Below are 15,336 nucleotides of genomic sequence, written 5' to 3'. Positions count from 1 at the left end.
TGGGCCGGTACTCGAATCACCGCGCCCCATGCTGACCGCCCTATTCATCCGTGACATCGTGCTGGTGGACGCTCTGGACCTGGAGGTTCAGGGCGGTCTGACCGTGCTGACCGGCGAGACCGGGGCGGGCAAGTCGATCATCCTCGACGCGCTGGGCCTGGCGCTGGGCGGGCGGGGCGACGCGGGCCTGGTGCGGGCCGGGGCGCGTCAGGGAACCGCCACGGCCGTGTTCGAGGCGCCGGACGATCCCGACCTGATCGAGCTGCTGAGCGAGCGCGGCGTCGAGGTGCGGCCGGGCGAGGACCTGATCCTGCGCCGGGTGGTGTCCGCCGACGGCCGCAGCCGCGCCTTCGTCAACGATCAGCCGACCGGCGTCGGAGTGCTGCGCGAGATCGGGGCGCAGCTGGTCGAAGTGCACGGCCAGCACGAGACCGTGGGCCTGCTGGACTGGAAAACCCATCGCGGCCTGCTGGACGCCTATGGCGGGCTCGAGCCGCAGCTGAAGGGCGTGGCCCAGGCGGCCGAGCGGCTGAAGGCGGCGGAGGCGAAGCTGGCCGAGCTGAAGGCCCAGGCGGCCGACGCCCGCGCTCGCGCCCAGGAGATCGCGCTGAATCTGGCCGATCTGGACGACTTGGACCCGCGCGAGGACGAAGAGACCGAGCTGGCCGGCGAGCGGGCCATTCTGGGCGCCGCCGAAAAGGGCATCGCCGACCTCGCCGATGCGCGCCAGTCGCTGGGCGGCGACAAGCTGAGCCAGAAACTGGCCGCCGCGCTGAGAGCCGTCGAACACGCCCGCCAGCGCGCGGTTCAGGCAGGAGCCGAAGCCGACCACCCGGTGATCGTGCGCCTGGGCGCCGCTGCCGAGGCCGTGGATCGCGCCCTGGTCGAGGCGACCGAGGCGGTCGCCGCCGTGGACGCGGCCGCAGACGCCTTCGACTTCGAGCCTGGTCGGCTGGACAAGGCCGAGGAGCGGCTGTTCGCTCTGCGCGCCGCCGCCCGCAAGCTGAACACGACCGTGGCCGCCCTGCCGGCCCTGCGCCTGCGCTACCGCGAGCAGTTGCGCCTGATCGAGGACGGCGAGGACGCCTTGTCGGAGGCGGCCCGCGCCACAGCCGCAGCGACCGAGGCCTATGACGTGGCGGCCGCGATGCTGAGCTCGGGCCGCGAGGCGGCCGCCGAACGGCTGACCGAGGCCGTGATGGCCGAACTGGCGCCTCTGAAGCTGGAGCGCGCGCGGTTCCGCGTGGCGCTGGAGCCCGTGGCCGACGGCCGGCGCGGGCCGCAGGGGGTCGAAACCGCCCGCTTCCAGATCGCCACCAACGCGGGCCAGGACTTCGGCCCGCTGGACGCCGTGGCCTCGGGCGGGGAGCTGGCGCGCTTTGCTCTGGCGATGAAGGCAGCGTTGGCGGGACGCGAGGACCAGCGTCAACCGGTGATGATCTTCGACGAGGTCGATCAGGGCGTCGGCGGCGCGGTGGCCGAGGCGGTGGGCGGCCGGCTGGGGCGGTTGTCGCGCGGAGCCCAGGTCCTGGTCGTGACCCACAGCCCTCAGGTGGCGGCGCGGGGCCATGCCCACTGGAAGGTCCGCAAGGCCGATCGCGACGGCCAGACTCACACCACCGTCGATGCCTTGGACGAGGGCGCGCGGCGCGAAGAGATCGCCCGCATGCTGTCCGGCGCCGAGATCACCGACGAGGCCCGTGCGGCGGCGCGGGTGCTGATCGGCTGACCCATTGAGCGGGGGCCTGCGAAGGCCTATCTTGTCAGGTGGCGGGTCCTGCTGCGGCTCTCGTCGGAGGCGACTTATCCTCGCGACCTTAATTCACTCGAAGGGAGCTGTCCCTGACTGGGCTCGAGGGCCTGGGCACACGGCGCCCACCTGGCTACCCAGGTCGAGAGGATTGAACAGTCCTCCACGGTTCTTGCGGCGCCGCCAACCCCTTTTTTCTGGTCCCTATGCTCGCGACGCGGTCGCTCGCGGCTTGAGGGACGGCCGTTGGTGCGTCACCACAATCTCATGACCTCCAAATCCGAACTGCGTGCGGAGATGCGCGGCCTGCGAAAGCGGCTGGCGGCGGCGGATCCGTTGGCGGGCGAGCGCTTGGCGGATCATGCCGGCGACCTGCCCCAAGGCGCCTGGGTGGCCCTGTATCGCGCCATGGGGTCGGAGATGGACCCGCAGCCCTTGGCTCGGGCGCTCCTGGCCACGGGGCGGACGCTGTGTCTGCCGGTGGTGATTGAGCGCGACGCGGCGATGGTCTTTCGCGCCTGGTCGCCCGGCGAGCCGCTGGAGATGGACGAGGCGGGCTGTCCAGCGCCCTTGCCGCTGGCGGCCACGGTCATCCCCGATCTGATCGTCACGCCGCTGCTGGCCTTCGACGGCTCGGGCGGGCGGCTGGGGCAGGGCGGGGGCTATTACGATCGGACTTTCGCCGCCCTGCCGGAGATCGCCCGCATAGGTCTGGCTTACGCGGGTCAGCGGGTCGAGCGGCTGGAGATCGAGGCGCATGACATCCGCCTGCATGGCGTTCTGACCGAGACCGGCTATACCGCCTTCCCATGAGATTGGCGTTTTTCGGTGATGTGGTCGGCAAGTCGGGGCGGGATGGTCTGAGCGACCACCTGCCGGGGCTTAAGCGGGACCTGAAGCTCGACTTCGTGGTGGTCAACGCCGAGAACGCCGCGGGCGGGTTCGGCATCACCGAGAATACGGCGCGCGAGCTGTTCATGGCCGGCGCCGACTGCCTGACGCTGGGCAACCACAGCTGGGACCAGCGCGAGGCCCTGACCTATATCGTGCGCGAGCCGCGCCTGATCCGCCCGGCCAACTATCCCCGCCTGATGGACGCGCCGGGCGCCGGCGCCAATCTGTTCGAGACGGACACGGGCCGCACCGTCCTGGTCATGAACGTGCTGGGCCGGGTGCATATGGACCCGATGGACGATCCGTTCGGCGCCGTGGAGCGCGAACTGGCCGCCGCGCCCCTGGGCGCCGTGGCCGACGCCGTCATCGTGGACATGCACTGCGAGGCCACCAGCGAGAAGATGGCGATGGGCCATTTCTGCGACGGCCGGGCGTCGCTGGTGGTGGGCACCCACACCCATGTGCCGACTGCTGACTGCCAGATCCTGCCGGGCGGCACGGCCTATCAGACCGACGCCGGCGGGTGCTGCGACTATGACAGCGTCATCGGCAACGAGAAGGAAGAGCCGCTGCGGCGCTTCACCACGCGGATTTCCGGCGGACGCTATACGCCTGCTTCAGGACCAGCCACGATCTGCGGCGTCTATGTCGAGACCGACGACAGGACGGGCCTGGCGACGCGGGTCGAGCCGATCCGCATGGGCGGCCGCCTGAGCCAGGCGGTGCCGGTCGTCTAAGCCTCAAGACGCGCCGATCAGGCGGCTGCGCAGTGCGCGCAGTTCGGCCAAACGGCGCTGGGGCGTGTGATCGCTCAGGACATGGGCCTGGGCGGCCTTGGCCAGGGCCAGGCGGCGTGCGGGATCCTGAATCAGGGCTTCCATCGCCTCGGCCAGAGCTGTTGGTGTCAGATCATCGACATAGAGGGCGTGCGGGCCGCTGGCTTCGCGAAGGCCGCCGCGCCCGGACGAAATCAGGGCCGCGCCCGCCGCATGGGCCTCCAGCGCCGTCAGGCCTAAGGGCTCATCCCAGACAGACGGGGTCAGGGCGATGGCGGCGCGCTTCATCCACTGCTGCACCTCGGCCAGAGGCGCGGAACGCAGGACTTCGACCCGGCCGCCGAACCGCTCCAGCGGCGTCAGGTGGGGCGCGGCCCAGGCGGCGTGGGCCTGCCAGTCATTCAGTATCAGGACGGCGCGCCAGTCAGGGTGGCGGTCCAGCACCAAGGGCAGGGCGGCGCATAGCAGATCCACGCCCTTTTCCGGCATGGCGCGCCCGGCGAAGGCGATCAGCGGGTCGCGGTCCTCCGGCGCGGCGGTCCACAGGGCGGCGTCTATGGGGTTGGTAATCGCATAAGCCTTGGCGGCCTGACGCGGAAAGTCGATCAGGAACTGTCGCCGGCTGGCCTCGCTGACGAAGATCAGGCCTGCGAGTTGGTCATAGCGGCGGTTGTGCCGCCAGCGATCGATCGGACTGCGCGGGGCCTTGGCGGCGTTGTGACGGTAAAGGGTCACCGGCGTCGTCGGGAAGCGCCGGGACAGCTCAACCGCCTGGGGTGACTGCTGATGACATTCGATGATGTCAGGAGCGAAGGCCCGCAGCGCCTTGGCGAGCACGCCCATCCGGCCCTGGGCCGGCAGGGGGTGGACCGGCAGGTCGCCGTGATCTTCCGCCCCCTCGTCGCAGAAGATACGCAAATCCGTAGGATCGGCCGCCGCCAGGGTGCGGACGACGGTCTCCATGGAGTTCGGTTGCGTCACGGAGAAGCGAGCGCCGATCGGCAGGACGACGGCGACCTTCACTTGGGTTGGCTCAGCCGGCCGGCCGCCAGGCGCGCATTTCGGCGATCTCGCGAGTCTGGGCGTCGATGACGGCCTGAGCCATGCGGCGGATTTCGGGGTCGCGGCTGTCGCGCAGCGCGACCTCGGCCATGGCGACGGCGCCCTGATGGTGGGCGATCATCTTGGCGATGTAGGACTGGTCCACCGTCTCGCCCGAGGCCTCGGCCATCAGGCGGTGCATTTCGGCCTCCGAAGCGGCGAAGGCCTGGTCGCCGGGCGTGGGGCCGCCGGCCGCGCCATGCCCCATCGCGGCGTGGTCGACCGGAGCCGGGCCGGAGATCTCGCCATCGGTGACCGTCGCGGCCTGGCGCTCGGCCGAGGCGTCGCGCAGGGCCTGCTGAACGGGATCACCGCCGCCATCGCAGGCGACGAGCATCAGGGGCAGGGCGGCGGTCAGAAGCAGACGGCGCATGGTCATCCTTCGATCCAGTTCGGCATCCAGCTTTCGTGCATCTCGCGCAGATGATCCAGCGGGATGCGGAACAGCTCGCCGGACGAAAAGTCGCGGCCGACGGCGCGGCCGACGACCGAGGCGTGCAGGCCGGCGGCCTGGGCGCGGGCGATCAGGTCGGTCGGGTCCGAGACGCCGACCAGATAGCGGGCCTGGTCCTCGCCAAAGAGGAAGATGTGGGCGTGGGTTGCGCTGGTGGCGTCCAGCTCGACGCCGACGTCCGACGCCAGGGCGATGTCGGCGGCCGCGCCGATCAGGCCGCCGTCCGACAGGTCGTGCACGCAGGTCAGGTCGCCGCTCTCGATCAGGTCGCGCACGAAGTCGCCGGTCTTGCGTTCCAGGGCCAGGTCGACAGGGGGCGGGGCGCCGTCCTCGCGGCCCAGCACCTCGCGCAGATACAGGCTGGCGCCCAGTTCGCCGTGGGTCTCGCCGATCAGGACCAGGACCTCGCCCTCGGCCAGGCCGCCGAAGCCGGCCGCCACGTCATAGTTGGGCAGCAGGCCCACGGCGCCGACCGTCGGGGTCGGCGGAATGGCGACGCCGTTGGTCTCGTTATAGAGGCTGACGTTGCCGCTCACGACGGGGAAGTCCAGCGCCCGGCAGGCCTCGGCCATGCCGTCGGTGGCGCGGACGATCTGGCCCATGATCTCGGGGCGCTGCGGATTGCCGAAGTTCAGGTTGTCGGTGATGGCGACGGGACGGCTGCCCACGGCGGTCAGGTTGCGCCAGGCCTCGGCCACGGCCTGCTTGCCGCCCTCGTAGGGATCGTTCTGGACATAGCGGGGGGTGCAGTCCGAGGTGACGGCCAGGCCCTTGTCGGTGCCGTGGACGCGCACGATGCCGGCGTCGGCCCCGGTGGCCGAGTCGTGCAGGGTGTCGGCCATGACGTGGCGGTCGTACTGCTCCCAAATCCAGCGCTTGGAGGCCATGTCGGGGCAGCAGACGACGTTCAGCACGGCGTCGGCCCAGCTCTCTGGCGCGGGCACGTCTGCGGGGGCGAGGCGTGGATGCAGTTCGGGCTGCGTCCAGGGCCGGTCGTACAGCGGCGCGTCGTCGAACAGCGGGGCCAGGGGCACGTCGCAGACGGTTTCGCCGTGGTGCTTGAGGACCAGATGGCCGGTGTCGGTGGTCTTGCCGATGACGGCGAAGTCCAGGCCCCACTTCTGGAAGATGCGGTGGCCGTCGGCCTCGCGGCCGGGCTTCAGGACCGCCAGCATCCGCTCCTGGCTTTCCGACAGCATCATCTCATAGGCGGTCATGCCGGTTTCGCGCTGAGGCACCTTGTCCAGGTCCAGCTCCACGCCGACGCCGCCCTTGCCCGCCATTTCGACGGAAGACGAGGTCAGGCCCGCCGCGCCCATGTCCTGAATGGCGGCCACGGCGCCCGACGCCATCAGCTCCAGCGTGGCCTCGATCAGCAGCTTCTCGGCGAACGGATCACCGACCTGGACGGTGGGGCGCTTCGACTCGGATTCGTCGTCGAACTCGGTCGAGGACATGGTCGCGCCGTGGATGCCGTCGCGGCCGGTCTTGGAGCCGAAGTACACCACGTCATGACCGGCTTCCGGCGCGGCCGAGTAATAGATCTCGTCGGCGCGAGCCAGGCCGACGCACATGGCGTTGACCAGGATGTTGCCGTTGTAGCCCTTGTGGAAGTTCGTCTCGCCCGCGACGGTCGGCACGCCGACGCAGTTGCCGTAACCGCCGATGCCGGCGACCACGCCCTTGACCAGACGCTTGGATTTTTCGTGGCTGGGATCGCCGAAGCGCAGCGCGTTCAGCAGGGCCACCGGGCGCGCGCCCATGGTGAAGACATCGCGCATGATGCCGCCCACGCCCGTCGCCGCGCCCTGATAGGGTTCGATGTAGGAGGGGTGGTTGTGGCTCTCCATCTTGAAGATGCAGGCGTCGCCGTCATCGATGTCGATGACGCCGGCGTTCTCGCCCGGGCCGCAGATGACGCGCGGTCCCGTGACGGGGAACTTCATCAGCTGTGTCTTGGAGGATTTGTAGGAGCAGTGCTCGGACCACATGACCGAGAAGACGCCCAGTTCGACCTGGTTGGGCTCGCGGCCCAGTCTGTCCAGCAGGACCTGATACTCATTGGGAGCCAGGCCGTATTCGGCGGCGAGTTCGGCGATGGATTTTTCGGGCGCGCTCATGGGCCGCGCTTCTAGCCGTCGCGGGGCCGTCTGTCAGCCTCGGCGTGGAACATCGGGCGCGGTGCGCGCTTGTCGAGGGCGACAACAGGAGACGCGCCATGACCGATCAGCCCTTCGACCCCGCCGCCACGCCCGAAGACGACGACGCGCCCGAGATCGCCGCGGACGACGCCGGGGCCGCGGCTCTGGCCGAACGCCTGCAGAAGGCGAGCGAAGACAGTGGAGAGGGAGAGGACGGCGAGGGGGTCTGACCCCCTCGCTCAGCGGGCGCGGTCGACGCCGCGCTGAAGGCGGAACACCAACATGACCGCGCCGATGATCAGCAGCACGGCGGCGGCCAGGGCGGTGAAGCCGACCGTGGGATTGCGCTCCTGCTCGGCCACGAAGGCGCCGATCAAGCCCCAGGCAATGGGCAGGGGATAGGCCATCAGCCGCAGCGCCCAGGTCACGGCCAGGGCGACCAACACGACCGCGACGATGGCCAGAATGGCCCAGGCGGTCGGTGACAGCATCGCCGGCAGGGCGTCCAGGGCCGTGGCGGTGGTCAGCAGGTTCAGCGGCGCGGCGATGGTCAGCCAGCCGGCCAGCGCGGCCAGGGGCCAGGCCAGGAACAGCCGATCTCCATCTCGCAGGGGCAGCGACCGAATAGCCCGCGACGCCAGCAGCAGCGGGATCAGCAAAGCCAGCAGCGAGGCGAAGATCACGCCGACGCTGGCGACCTTGAGGTTCAGCGCCGCAACGATGATCCACATGCCGATGCCGAAGAAGGCCACGATGGACGGAAAAGCCATGTGGCCGATCAGCGGGCTTTCGCCGGTCTGCGGCAGCATCAGGCGAAGGGCGTAGGCGATGACGCCCAGATAGATCAGGCCCCAGATCGAAAAGGCGTAACCGGCCACGCGCAGGGTCGAATCGCCGTCGGCGGCGAACTCGGCCTGGGTCAGGCCCCACCCGGCCAGGTTTTGGGCGACGGGAACCATGATGGCGAAGACGGCCGCGACCAGCACCAGCAGGCGGCGGGTCCGCTGGCGCGGATTGGGTCGAACGATAGACGACATTGGGGTCTCCGGCGAAGCTTCGCCCTCACTACGCATGGGCGGGCGCGAGGTTCAACGGCGGCGACGGAACCGGGGCGGCGGCGCGCGGTTCAGAAGGTCTCGATTTCGAAAGGACGACATCATGGCCGACACCGAACGCCCGCAGGACGGAACCGCCCTGGAAACCGACGCCGTCGACGCCAATCTGGCGATCGAACAGGGCCTGGGAGTCGGCGCCCGCGAACTGGCCGCCCAGCGCGAGCCGGGCGGCGTGGTGACCGAGGACGTAGAGCCGGGCGAGGAAGAGGACGACGCCCTGGACCGCAACACCGCCGTTCAAGGCGAAGACGAAGAGGGCTGAGCCTTAGCGCGCGGCCGAAAAACAGTCGCTTCAGGCAGCCGCGTAGATGCTGCGAAAAAGCGTCGCGCCGTCGACGGAGCCCAGTTCGGCCTCGAAGGCGCGGTCGGGGTGGGGCATCATGCCCAGCACATTGCCGCGCGCGTTCTGGATGCCCGCGATGTCGGCCACCGAGCCGTTGGGATTGTCGACATAGCGGAAGACGACCTGTCCCTCGCCCTCCAGCCGGGCCAGGGTCTCAGCGTCGGCGAAGTAGTTTCCGTCGCCATTGCCCTGGGTCATGATCACTTCGCGCTGGCCCTGATAGCCCGAGGTGAAGCGGGTCTGGCCGTTGGCGACCGTCAGGCTGATGGGCTTGCAGACGTATTTGAGGCCCGAGTTGCGCAACAGGGCGCCGGGCAGCAGGCCGGCTTCGCACAGGATCTGGAAGCCGTTGCAGATCCCGACCACGGCCACGCCGTCGTCGGCGGCCTTCTTGACCGCCTGCATGATAGGAGCCTGGGCCGCCATGGCGCCGCAACGCAGATAGTCGCCGTAGGAGAAGCCGCCGGGCAGGACGATCAGGTCCAGGTCGTCGGGCAGTTCGGTCTCGGCGTGCCAGACCATGTGGACCCGCTCGCCGGTCGAGCGTTCGACGGCGACCTTGCAGTCGCGATCGCAGTTGGAACCGGGGAAGACGATGACGGCTGCGCTCATGGGCGGGCGTCTAGCACCTCTCGCGGGCGATGTCAGGCCGTGCGCGACGGCCGCCCGGTGCGCCAAGCCACAACCCAGATCAGGAAGCCCGCCAGCGACAGGCCCACGCCGACCCAGCCGGTCGAAACCCAGCCCCAGCCTGCCGCCACCGCCATGCCGGCCATAAGCGGCCCCAGCGCATTGGCGAAGTTGAAGGCCGAGTGGTTCAGCGCCGCCGCCAGGGTCTGGGCGTCGCCGGCCACGTCCATCAGCCGGGTCTGCAAGACCGAGCCCAGGCCGCCGCCGCCGCCAATCAGGAAGACGACGACGAACATGGCCCACAGATGTGGCGCGGCGAAGGGGTACAGCGCCAGCGCAAAGGCGCTCCACAACAGCAGGCCCCCGGCCGCCGGCATGCCGAACCGATCCGCCGCCCAGCCCGCCACCAGGTTGCCGGCCACCATGCCTAGACCAAAGACACCGAAGACCCAGGGCAGCACTTCCGGCGCGGCGCCGGTCACCGCTGTCAGCGTCGAGGCCAGATAGGCGTAGACGGCGAACAGGCCGCCAAAGCCGATCGCGCCGACGCCCAGCGTCAGCCAGACCTGCCCGCTCTTCAGGGCCCCGAGTTCGCGCAGGGGCGTGGCGTCTCGGTGGGCGGGATCGCGCGGGGCGAACATGGCGACCAGGCTCATGGTCAGGACGGCCAGACCCGCGACGATGGCGAAGGTCCAGCGCCATCCATGCGCCTGGCTGATGGCGTTGACGGCGGGCACGCCGATCACTGTGCCGATGGTCAGACCAAGCAGGGTGGTCGAGACCGCGCGGCTGCGCAATCTCAACGGCACCAGGGATGCGGCGACCAAGGCGGCGACGCCGAAATAGGCGCCGTGCGGTACGCCCGACAGGAAGCGGAACACCAGCATCCACTCATAGGTGGGAGCCAGGGCGCTGAGCCCGTTGCCGACGGCGAACAGGGCCATAAAGCCGATCAGCAGCAGCCAGCGCGGCGCGCGGGCGCCCAGCACCGCCAGGATCGGCGCGCCGACCACCACGCCGGCGGCGTAGGCGCTGATGACATGGCCGGCGGTCGGCTCATCGACGCCCAGGCCTGCGGCGAAGGCGGGCAGCACGCTCATGGCCGCGAACTCGGTCACGCCGATGGCGAACCCGCCCATGCCCAGCACCGCCAGCACCAGGGCAATGCGGGCGGGCGAGCGAGATGCGGGCGGAGCGCCGCACTCGACGGGGTCGAGGCAGGAGGAGGCGTCGGCCATGGGCGGCGCTTTCAGACGAGAAATGCGGGAATTGCTGCGCTGCAAAATAGTGCCGCGCGCAAACGCTTCAACCGCCCATGGGCCTGTCGGCGATCAACCTTTGTTTTCGTAGGTCGCCGTGATCGAGGCCTTGGCCAGCGTGTGGAAGTGCAGGTTGAAGCCGAACACGGCGCCGGAGTTGTCGGGCGTGACGTCCAGCTTCTCGGTGTCGACCGCGAAAACGGTGAAGATGTAGCGGTGCGGGCCGTGGCCGGGGGGCGGGGCGGCGCCGCCGAAGCCGGGCTCGCCATAGTCGGTTCGGCCCTCGACCGCGCTGGCCGGGACCGGGCCGCCGGCCGGGATCTCGGTCACGTCGACTGGAATGTTGGCCACCGTCCAGTGCCAGAAGCCCGAACCGGTAGGCGCGTCCGGGTCATAGCAGGTGATGGCGAAAGACTTGGTCCCTTCGGGCGCGCCCGACCACGCCAGATGCGGCGAGCTGTTGCCCTTGGCTTGAACCTGGGCGTCGGGAAGCGTGCCGCCGTCGTTGAAATCGGTCGAGGTCAGGGTGAAGGCCATCTGCGTCTCCTTGGGCTGCGGCCTCACTGTAACGCCCAGATCGGAGGCGAGTCGCCCAACGGCGCGAAAAACTGATCGTGGGCTTGAATTTAATTAAAACATAAAATAATTGTTCTTCGACTTAATCAGGAGGGTTTTAGATGGCGTCGCGAATTGGGAGTCGGCTTGTGCGAGGGGGCGTGCTCGTGGTCGGGGGACTGATGATCGCCAGGGTGGCGACGGACACGCACGGGTCGTGGGAGGCGCTAGCGGTGCGGCTTGTGGCGCCGGCCCTGTTTCTGTTCGCCCTGTGGGCGACCACATCCGTGTTCGCCGCCGTGGATCGCGGTCGCGACTTCGATCCGGCCATGACGCGCGCGATGAGCTGGACTGGCGGCGGCCTGCTGCTGGGCGCTTGGGCCTCGTGGCTGTTCGAGCCCATGATGCTGCATCTGATCGGCAACGGCTTTCTGGAAGCGCGCGGGGTGACGCTGAACTACACGGTTCAGAATCTGACCCTCGCCGCCGTGGGCGCCGTGCTGATACTTCTGGCGCGGCGCGGCCGGGCCCTGCGCGGCGAACTCGAGGCCTTCGTCTGATGCCGGTGCGCGTGACGCTGGATGTCATGCTGGCGCGGCGCAAGATGCGCGCGCGCGACGTCTGTGAGCGGATAGGGCTCTCGGAGACCCAGCTGAGTCTTCTCAGGACGGGCAAGGTCAGGGGCGTGCGGTTCGACACCCTAGCCAAGCTGTGCCTCGTGCTGGAATGCGCGCCGGGGGATCTTCTGGGCTACGACGCCGACGAGACCGACCTCGGCGACTAGTGGCCCTGCGCCTGTTCGGTGAAGGCGCTGTCATCCATCAGACCGCCTGCCATGGCGGTGGCGAAAACCGCCACGCCGATGATGACGAACAGGGCGACGAACAGCTTCATCAGCCGTTTCATGGCCCTACTCGACCTCGATCCGGTAGGATTCGATGACGGTGTTGGCCAGCAGGGTTTCGGCCATGCGCTTGGCCTCGGCGGCCGGGTCTTCGGCGCCGGTCAGGTCGAACTCGATCAGCTTGCCGACGCGGGCGTTGGCGACACCGGCCCAGCCCAGGCCCTGGAGGGCGCCTTCGACGGCCTTGCCCTGCACGTCCAGAACGCCGGGCTTGAGAAAGACGTGAACCTTGACCTTTTTGGCAGGAATGGGGGCCATCAGTGCAGTCCTCCCTGGATGACGGTCGGCATGCCCTTCATGATGCCCAGGCGGCGCGCGACCTCTGTATAGCTCTCGATTACATTGCCCATGTCGCGGCGGAAGCGGTCCTTGTCCAGCTTCTCGCCGGTCGTGGCGTCCCACAGACGGCAGCTGTCGGGGCTGATCTCGTCGGCCAGCAGGACGCGGGCGAAGTCGTTCTCCCACACCCGGCCGAACTCGATCTTGAAATCCACGAGGGTGATGCCGACGGCGCCGAACATGCCCGACAGATAGTCGTTCACGCGAACCGTCATGGCCAGCATGTCGTCCAGCTCCTGGGTCGAGGCCCAATTGAAGGCGGTGATGTGCTCCTCGGTGACCATCGGGTCGCCGAGCTCGTCCTTCTTGAGATAGAATTCAATGATCGAGCGGGGCAGGGGCGTGCCTTCCTCGATGCCCAGGCGCTGGCTCATTGAGCCGGCGACGATGTTGCGGCACACGACTTCCAGCGGAATGATCTCGACCTCGCGGATCAGCTGCTCGCGCAGGTTCAGCCGCTTGATGAAATGGTTCGTCACGCCGATGCCGTTTAGGCGCGACATGATGAATTCGCTGATCTGATTGTTGATGACGCCCTTGCCTTCCAGCGTCGCCTTCTTCTGGGCGTTGAAGGCGGTGGCGTCGTCCTTGAAGTACTGGATCAGGGTGCCGGGCTCGGGTCCTTCGTAAAGGATCTTGGCCTTGCCTTCGTAGATCTTCTTGCGCTTGACGTTCATCGTAGCCCCGGGGGAGCGGTGGGCGCGCCTGCCAGAAACAAAAAACGCGCGGCCGGAGGAAGGTCCGGGCGGCGCGATCTCGGAATCGGTCGACGCTGAAATGGATTGCCGCCTTCTTAGCCGAAGGGCGCACGCGACACAAACGACACGCAAGCCCAAAGGCTTACCGGCGGATAACGGAACGTGTTGCGTTCGGACGGCAGCGGTCTATAGACGGCGGCGGCGCCGAGACCGGGCGCCGATGCGGAGCCTATGACGCCTATGACCACCTTCGACGATCGGGAAAAGGCCTTCGAAGCCAAGTTCGCCCTCGATCAAGAGCAGGAGTTCAAGGCTATCGCGCGCCGGAACAAAATGCTGGGTCTCTGGGCCGCCGAGAAGATGGGCCTGTCGGCCGACAGCGCCGAGCAGTACGCCAACGCCGTGGTCCGCGCCGATTTCGAGCAGCCGGGCGACGACGACGTGTTCCGCAAGATCGCCGGCGACATAAAGGGCTCGGGCCTGAGCGTGTCCGAGGGCGAAATCCTGTCCAAGATGGACGAGTTCGCCTCCATGGCCCGGGATTCGATCCGCGCAGGCGAATAGGCGCTTTCCAACACACGATTTCGGACAAATTAAAAGGGCCGCACTCGGGGAAGTGCGGCCCTTCTTCCGTTCGCCCTTGGGGGGAAAAGGGGTCCCGGGATTTGCGTCTCGCGCCCCCTGAAAACCCATCAGGGGGCGTTTGGTTGCAACCGAGTTTTACTCGGGCATCAGCACGGTATCGATGACGTGCACCATTCCGTTCGACTGGGCGACATCGGCCTGGGTGATCGTAGACGTTCCGCCGGCGCCGTCAGTGATCGTCCAGCGGCCGCCGCCGGCGTCGCGGACGGTCAGGGTCTCGCCCTGGACGGTGGTCAGGGTCGCCACGCCGTTATTGGCCTGGGCCTGGGCGGCGATGTCGGCGGCGGTCAGACGACCCGGGACGACGTGGTAGGTCAAGATGCCGCGCAGGGCGTCACGCTGCGCCGGCTGCATCAGGCCTTCACGGGTAGCAGCCGGGATCTTTTCGAAGGCGGCGTTGTCGGGGGCGAAGACGGTGAAGGGGCCAGGACCCTGCAGGGTCTCGACCAGGCCGGCCGTCTGTACGGCGCTGACCAGGGTGGTCAGGTTCGAGGCCTTGGAGGCGTTGGCGACGATGTTGTCGCTGGGGCTCATGGCGGCGCCGCCGACCATGGGATCGGTCGTGGCCGGAGCCATGGCCATGTCATTTGCCGGCGCGGCGTCCGTGGCGGGCGTCTCGTTGTTGTCGCCGCAGGCGGCCAGGGCCAGCAGGGCGGCGGTGGATACGGCGGCGGCGCCGAAGCGGGTGATCTTCATGGCGTGTTTCTCTCCTGTAACGCCGGCTTGATCGCGACGTCGCAGCAGTTACCCCTCAGCGCCGAAAAAGATGCATGACCGCGACAATTGTGATCACGTCGCCGTGACACGCCGCCATCTTGCCGGCCCTATTCGGCCCTGAAGACGCGCCGGAATACGGTGTCGACGTGCTTGGTGTGATAACCGAGGTCGAACAAGGCCTCGAGGTCGTCGTCCCCAAGGGTCACGCGATCGTCGCTCTTGAGGAAGTCGATGAACCGACCCTCGCCGCGCCAGACCCTCATGGCGTTCTCCTGCACTGCGGCATAGGCGTCCTCGCGGCTCACCCCGGCCTGGGTCAGGGCCAGCATGACCCGCTGCGAGAAGACCAGGCCGCCCAGGCGGTCCAGATTCTTCTGCATGTTCTCGGGATAGATGTTCAGCCGCTCGACCACGCCGGCCAGACGGTGAAGGGCGAAGTCCAGATGGATGGTCGCGTCCGGCCCGATGCCGCGCTCGACCGACGAGTGGCTGATGTCGCGCTCATGCCACAGGGCCACGTTCTCCATCGCCGGCGTGACGGCCGAACGCACCAGGCGCGCCAGGCCGGTCAGGTTCTCGGTCAGGATCGGATTGCGCTTGTGCGGCATGGCCGACGAACCCTTCTGACCCTTGTCGAAGAACTCCTCGGCCTCCAGCACCTCGGTGCGCTGCAGGTGGCGGATTTCGGTGGCCAGGCGCTCGATGGACGAAGCCACGACGCCGAGGGCGGCGAAATAGGCGGCGTGGCGATCGCGCGGAATGACCTGAGTCGAGACCGGCTCCACGGCCAGGCCCATCTTGTCGGCGACATACTCTTCCACCGCCGGATCGACGTTGGCGAAAGTGCCGACAGCGCCGGAGATGGCGCAGGTGGCGATCTCTTCGCGCGCCGTGACCAAGCGTCGACGGGCGCGCTGGAACTCGGCGTGGTAGCCGGCCAGCTTGAGGCCAAAAGTCACCGGTTCGGCGTGGATGCCGTGCGAGCGGCCGACGGTAACAGTGTATTTGTGCTCCT

Annotated in this window: 19 protein-coding genes and 1 other RNA gene; 9 read left to right on the top strand and 11 right to left on the bottom strand. The window is 68.4% G+C overall.

Features of this window, described 5'->3' with window-relative positions:
- Positions 1-28: 28 nt before the first annotated feature.
- The 4 genes from recN (at position 29) to ACK4I0_RS05495 (ending at position 3,381) form a co-directional block, all read left to right on the top strand.
- Positions 29-1,729 carry a DNA repair protein RecN gene (recN, locus tag ACK4I0_RS05510; protein ID WP_409608803.1) on the top strand — a complete coding sequence of 567 codons (1,701 nt, stop codon included), beginning with the start codon at positions 29-31 and terminating at the stop codon, positions 1,727-1,729.
- Between the two features lie 45 nt (positions 1,730-1,774).
- Positions 1,775-1,935: non-coding RNA, 6S RNA (ssrS, locus tag ACK4I0_RS05505), on the top strand.
- An 82-nt stretch (positions 1,936-2,017) separates the two neighbouring features.
- Positions 2,018-2,563, top strand: a complete 546-nt coding sequence (locus tag ACK4I0_RS05500) for a 5-formyltetrahydrofolate cyclo-ligase (RefSeq protein WP_409608801.1) — start codon at positions 2,018-2,020, stop codon at positions 2,561-2,563.
- Positions 2,560-3,381: a YmdB family metallophosphoesterase gene (locus ACK4I0_RS05495; protein WP_409608799.1), complete on the top strand. Its 822-nt coding sequence runs from the start codon at positions 2,560-2,562 to the stop codon at positions 3,379-3,381. The genes ACK4I0_RS05500 and ACK4I0_RS05495 overlap by 4 nt, the downstream gene beginning before the upstream one ends.
- A 3-nt stretch (positions 3,382-3,384) precedes the next feature.
- Here the strand turns inward: ACK4I0_RS05495 and ACK4I0_RS05490 are convergent, their stop codons facing one another.
- Genes ACK4I0_RS05490 through purL form a run of 3 tightly spaced genes read right to left on the bottom strand, consistent with a single transcriptional unit; the run spans position 3,385 to position 7,095 of the window.
- Positions 3,385-4,443: a glycosyltransferase family 4 protein gene (locus ACK4I0_RS05490; RefSeq protein ID WP_409608797.1), complete on the bottom strand. Its 1,059-nt coding sequence runs from the start codon at positions 4,441-4,443 to the stop codon at positions 3,385-3,387.
- 10 nt (positions 4,444-4,453) lie between these two features.
- Entirely contained in the window at positions 4,454-4,894 is a 441-nt protein-coding gene (locus ACK4I0_RS05485) for a DUF305 domain-containing protein (RefSeq protein WP_409608795.1), read from the bottom strand.
- Between the two features lie 2 nt (positions 4,895-4,896).
- Positions 4,897-7,095: a phosphoribosylformylglycinamidine synthase subunit PurL gene (gene purL / locus ACK4I0_RS05480; protein WP_409608793.1), complete on the bottom strand. Its 2,199-nt coding sequence runs from the start codon at positions 7,093-7,095 to the stop codon at positions 4,897-4,899.
- Between the two features lie 98 nt (positions 7,096-7,193).
- Between purL and ACK4I0_RS05475 the strand changes: the two genes are divergently transcribed.
- A complete protein-coding gene (locus ACK4I0_RS05475; protein WP_409608791.1) occupies positions 7,194-7,346 on the top strand; it encodes a hypothetical protein in 153 nt (50 codons plus the stop codon).
- A 9-nt stretch (positions 7,347-7,355) separates the two neighbouring features.
- Here ACK4I0_RS05475 and ACK4I0_RS05470 read toward each other — a convergent pair whose 3' ends face one another.
- A complete protein-coding gene (locus tag ACK4I0_RS05470) occupies positions 7,356-8,153 on the bottom strand; it encodes a hypothetical protein (protein WP_409608789.1) in 798 nt (265 codons plus the stop codon).
- A 121-nt stretch (positions 8,154-8,274) separates the two neighbouring features.
- Between ACK4I0_RS05470 and ACK4I0_RS05465 the strand changes: the two genes are divergently transcribed.
- The gene (locus ACK4I0_RS05465; protein ID WP_409608787.1) at positions 8,275-8,493 is read left to right on the top strand and encodes a hypothetical protein; all 219 of its coding nucleotides are present in this window, start codon (positions 8,275-8,277) and stop codon (positions 8,491-8,493) included.
- Between the two features lie 30 nt (positions 8,494-8,523).
- Here the strand turns inward: ACK4I0_RS05465 and purQ are convergent, their stop codons facing one another.
- The 3 genes from purQ to ACK4I0_RS05450 form a co-directional block, all read right to left on the bottom strand.
- Complete coding sequence (gene purQ, locus ACK4I0_RS05460; protein ID WP_409608785.1) at positions 8,524-9,186, bottom strand: phosphoribosylformylglycinamidine synthase subunit PurQ; 663 nt, start codon at positions 9,184-9,186, stop codon at positions 8,524-8,526.
- Between the two features lie 32 nt (positions 9,187-9,218).
- Positions 9,219-10,442 carry an MFS transporter gene (locus ACK4I0_RS05455; protein ID WP_409608783.1) on the bottom strand — a complete coding sequence of 408 codons (1,224 nt, stop codon included), beginning with the start codon at positions 10,440-10,442 and terminating at the stop codon, positions 9,219-9,221.
- 93 nt (positions 10,443-10,535) lie between these two features.
- Positions 10,536-11,000: a YbhB/YbcL family Raf kinase inhibitor-like protein gene (locus ACK4I0_RS05450; RefSeq protein ID WP_409608781.1), complete on the bottom strand. Its 465-nt coding sequence runs from the start codon at positions 10,998-11,000 to the stop codon at positions 10,536-10,538.
- 140 nt (positions 11,001-11,140) lie between these two features.
- Between ACK4I0_RS05450 and ACK4I0_RS05445 the strand changes: the two genes are divergently transcribed.
- On the top strand, positions 11,141-11,578 hold the full coding sequence (locus tag ACK4I0_RS05445) for a DUF2975 domain-containing protein (RefSeq protein WP_409608779.1): 438 nt from the start codon (positions 11,141-11,143) through the stop codon (positions 11,576-11,578).
- Positions 11,578-11,802, top strand: a complete 225-nt coding sequence (locus ACK4I0_RS05440) for a helix-turn-helix domain-containing protein (protein ID WP_409608777.1) — start codon at positions 11,578-11,580, stop codon at positions 11,800-11,802. Before ACK4I0_RS05445 ends, ACK4I0_RS05440 begins: the two co-directional genes overlap by 1 nt.
- Positions 11,803-11,928: 126 nt before the next feature.
- Here the strand turns inward: ACK4I0_RS05440 and purS are convergent, their stop codons facing one another.
- Positions 11,929-12,180, bottom strand: a complete 252-nt coding sequence (gene purS, locus ACK4I0_RS05435) for a phosphoribosylformylglycinamidine synthase subunit PurS (protein ID WP_409608775.1) — start codon at positions 12,178-12,180, stop codon at positions 11,929-11,931.
- Positions 12,180-12,938 (bottom strand): phosphoribosylaminoimidazolesuccinocarboxamide synthase, encoded by a 759-nt coding sequence (gene purC, locus ACK4I0_RS05430; protein ID WP_409608773.1) that lies wholly within the window; start codon positions 12,936-12,938, stop codon positions 12,180-12,182. Before purC ends, purS begins: the two co-directional genes overlap by 1 nt.
- 261 nt (positions 12,939-13,199) lie before the next feature.
- Here purC and ACK4I0_RS05425 point away from each other — a divergent pair, with 261 nt between their 5' ends.
- A complete protein-coding gene (locus tag ACK4I0_RS05425; protein ID WP_409608771.1) occupies positions 13,200-13,523 on the top strand; it encodes a DUF1476 domain-containing protein in 324 nt (107 codons plus the stop codon).
- Positions 13,524-13,679: 156 nt separating this feature from the next.
- Here ACK4I0_RS05425 and ACK4I0_RS05420 read toward each other — a convergent pair whose 3' ends face one another.
- Positions 13,680-14,300, bottom strand: coding sequence for a fasciclin domain-containing protein (locus ACK4I0_RS05420; protein ID WP_409608769.1), 621 nt, complete (start codon positions 14,298-14,300; stop codon positions 13,680-13,682).
- A gap of 128 nt (positions 14,301-14,428) precedes the next feature.
- On the bottom strand, positions 14,429-15,336 hold a 908-nt coding region (purB, locus tag ACK4I0_RS05415), incomplete at its 5' end, for an adenylosuccinate lyase (RefSeq protein ID WP_409608767.1).

The organism is Brevundimonas sp., from assembly GCF_046295775.1.
In the GTDB taxonomy this organism is placed as follows: Bacteria; Pseudomonadota; Alphaproteobacteria; order Caulobacterales; family Caulobacteraceae; genus Brevundimonas.
Note: the sequence above shows the minus strand (reverse complement) of the source record. Positions and strands in the feature narration are given on the sequence as shown.

Excerpts from the sequence above, each read along its gene's own strand:
- recN (WP_409608803.1), top strand. The coding sequence starts at position 29 with ATGCTGACCGCCCTATTCATCCGTGACATCGTGCTGGTGGACGCTCTG.
- ACK4I0_RS05500 (WP_409608801.1), top strand. The coding sequence starts at position 2,018 with ATGACCTCCAAATCCGAACTGCGTGCGGAGATGCGCGGCCTGCGAAAG.
- ACK4I0_RS05495 (WP_409608799.1), top strand. The coding sequence starts at position 2,560 with ATGAGATTGGCGTTTTTCGGTGATGTGGTCGGCAAGTCGGGGCGGGAT.
- ACK4I0_RS05485 (WP_409608795.1), bottom strand. The coding sequence starts at position 4,894 with ATGCGCCGTCTGCTTCTGACCGCCGCCCTGCCCCTGATGCTCGTCGCC.
- purL (WP_409608793.1), bottom strand. The coding sequence starts at position 7,095 with ATGAGCGCGCCCGAAAAATCCATCGCCGAACTCGCCGCCGAATACGGC.
- ACK4I0_RS05475 (WP_409608791.1), top strand. The coding sequence starts at position 7,194 with ATGACCGATCAGCCCTTCGACCCCGCCGCCACGCCCGAAGACGACGAC.
- ACK4I0_RS05470 (WP_409608789.1), bottom strand. The coding sequence starts at position 8,153 with ATGTCGTCTATCGTTCGACCCAATCCGCGCCAGCGGACCCGCCGCCTG.
- ACK4I0_RS05465 (WP_409608787.1), top strand. The coding sequence starts at position 8,275 with ATGGCCGACACCGAACGCCCGCAGGACGGAACCGCCCTGGAAACCGAC.
- purQ (WP_409608785.1), bottom strand. The coding sequence starts at position 9,186 with ATGAGCGCAGCCGTCATCGTCTTCCCCGGTTCCAACTGCGATCGCGAC.
- ACK4I0_RS05455 (WP_409608783.1), bottom strand. The coding sequence starts at position 10,442 with ATGGCCGACGCCTCCTCCTGCCTCGACCCCGTCGAGTGCGGCGCTCCG.
- ACK4I0_RS05450 (WP_409608781.1), bottom strand. The coding sequence starts at position 11,000 with ATGGCCTTCACCCTGACCTCGACCGATTTCAACGACGGCGGCACGCTT.
- ACK4I0_RS05445 (WP_409608779.1), top strand. The coding sequence starts at position 11,141 with ATGGCGTCGCGAATTGGGAGTCGGCTTGTGCGAGGGGGCGTGCTCGTG.
- ACK4I0_RS05440 (WP_409608777.1), top strand. The coding sequence starts at position 11,578 with ATGCCGGTGCGCGTGACGCTGGATGTCATGCTGGCGCGGCGCAAGATG.
- purS (WP_409608775.1), bottom strand. The coding sequence starts at position 12,180 with ATGGCCCCCATTCCTGCCAAAAAGGTCAAGGTTCACGTCTTTCTCAAG.
- purC (WP_409608773.1), bottom strand. The coding sequence starts at position 12,938 with ATGAACGTCAAGCGCAAGAAGATCTACGAAGGCAAGGCCAAGATCCTT.
- ACK4I0_RS05425 (WP_409608771.1), top strand. The coding sequence starts at position 13,200 with ATGACCACCTTCGACGATCGGGAAAAGGCCTTCGAAGCCAAGTTCGCC.
- ACK4I0_RS05420 (WP_409608769.1), bottom strand. The coding sequence starts at position 14,300 with ATGAAGATCACCCGCTTCGGCGCCGCCGCCGTATCCACCGCCGCCCTG.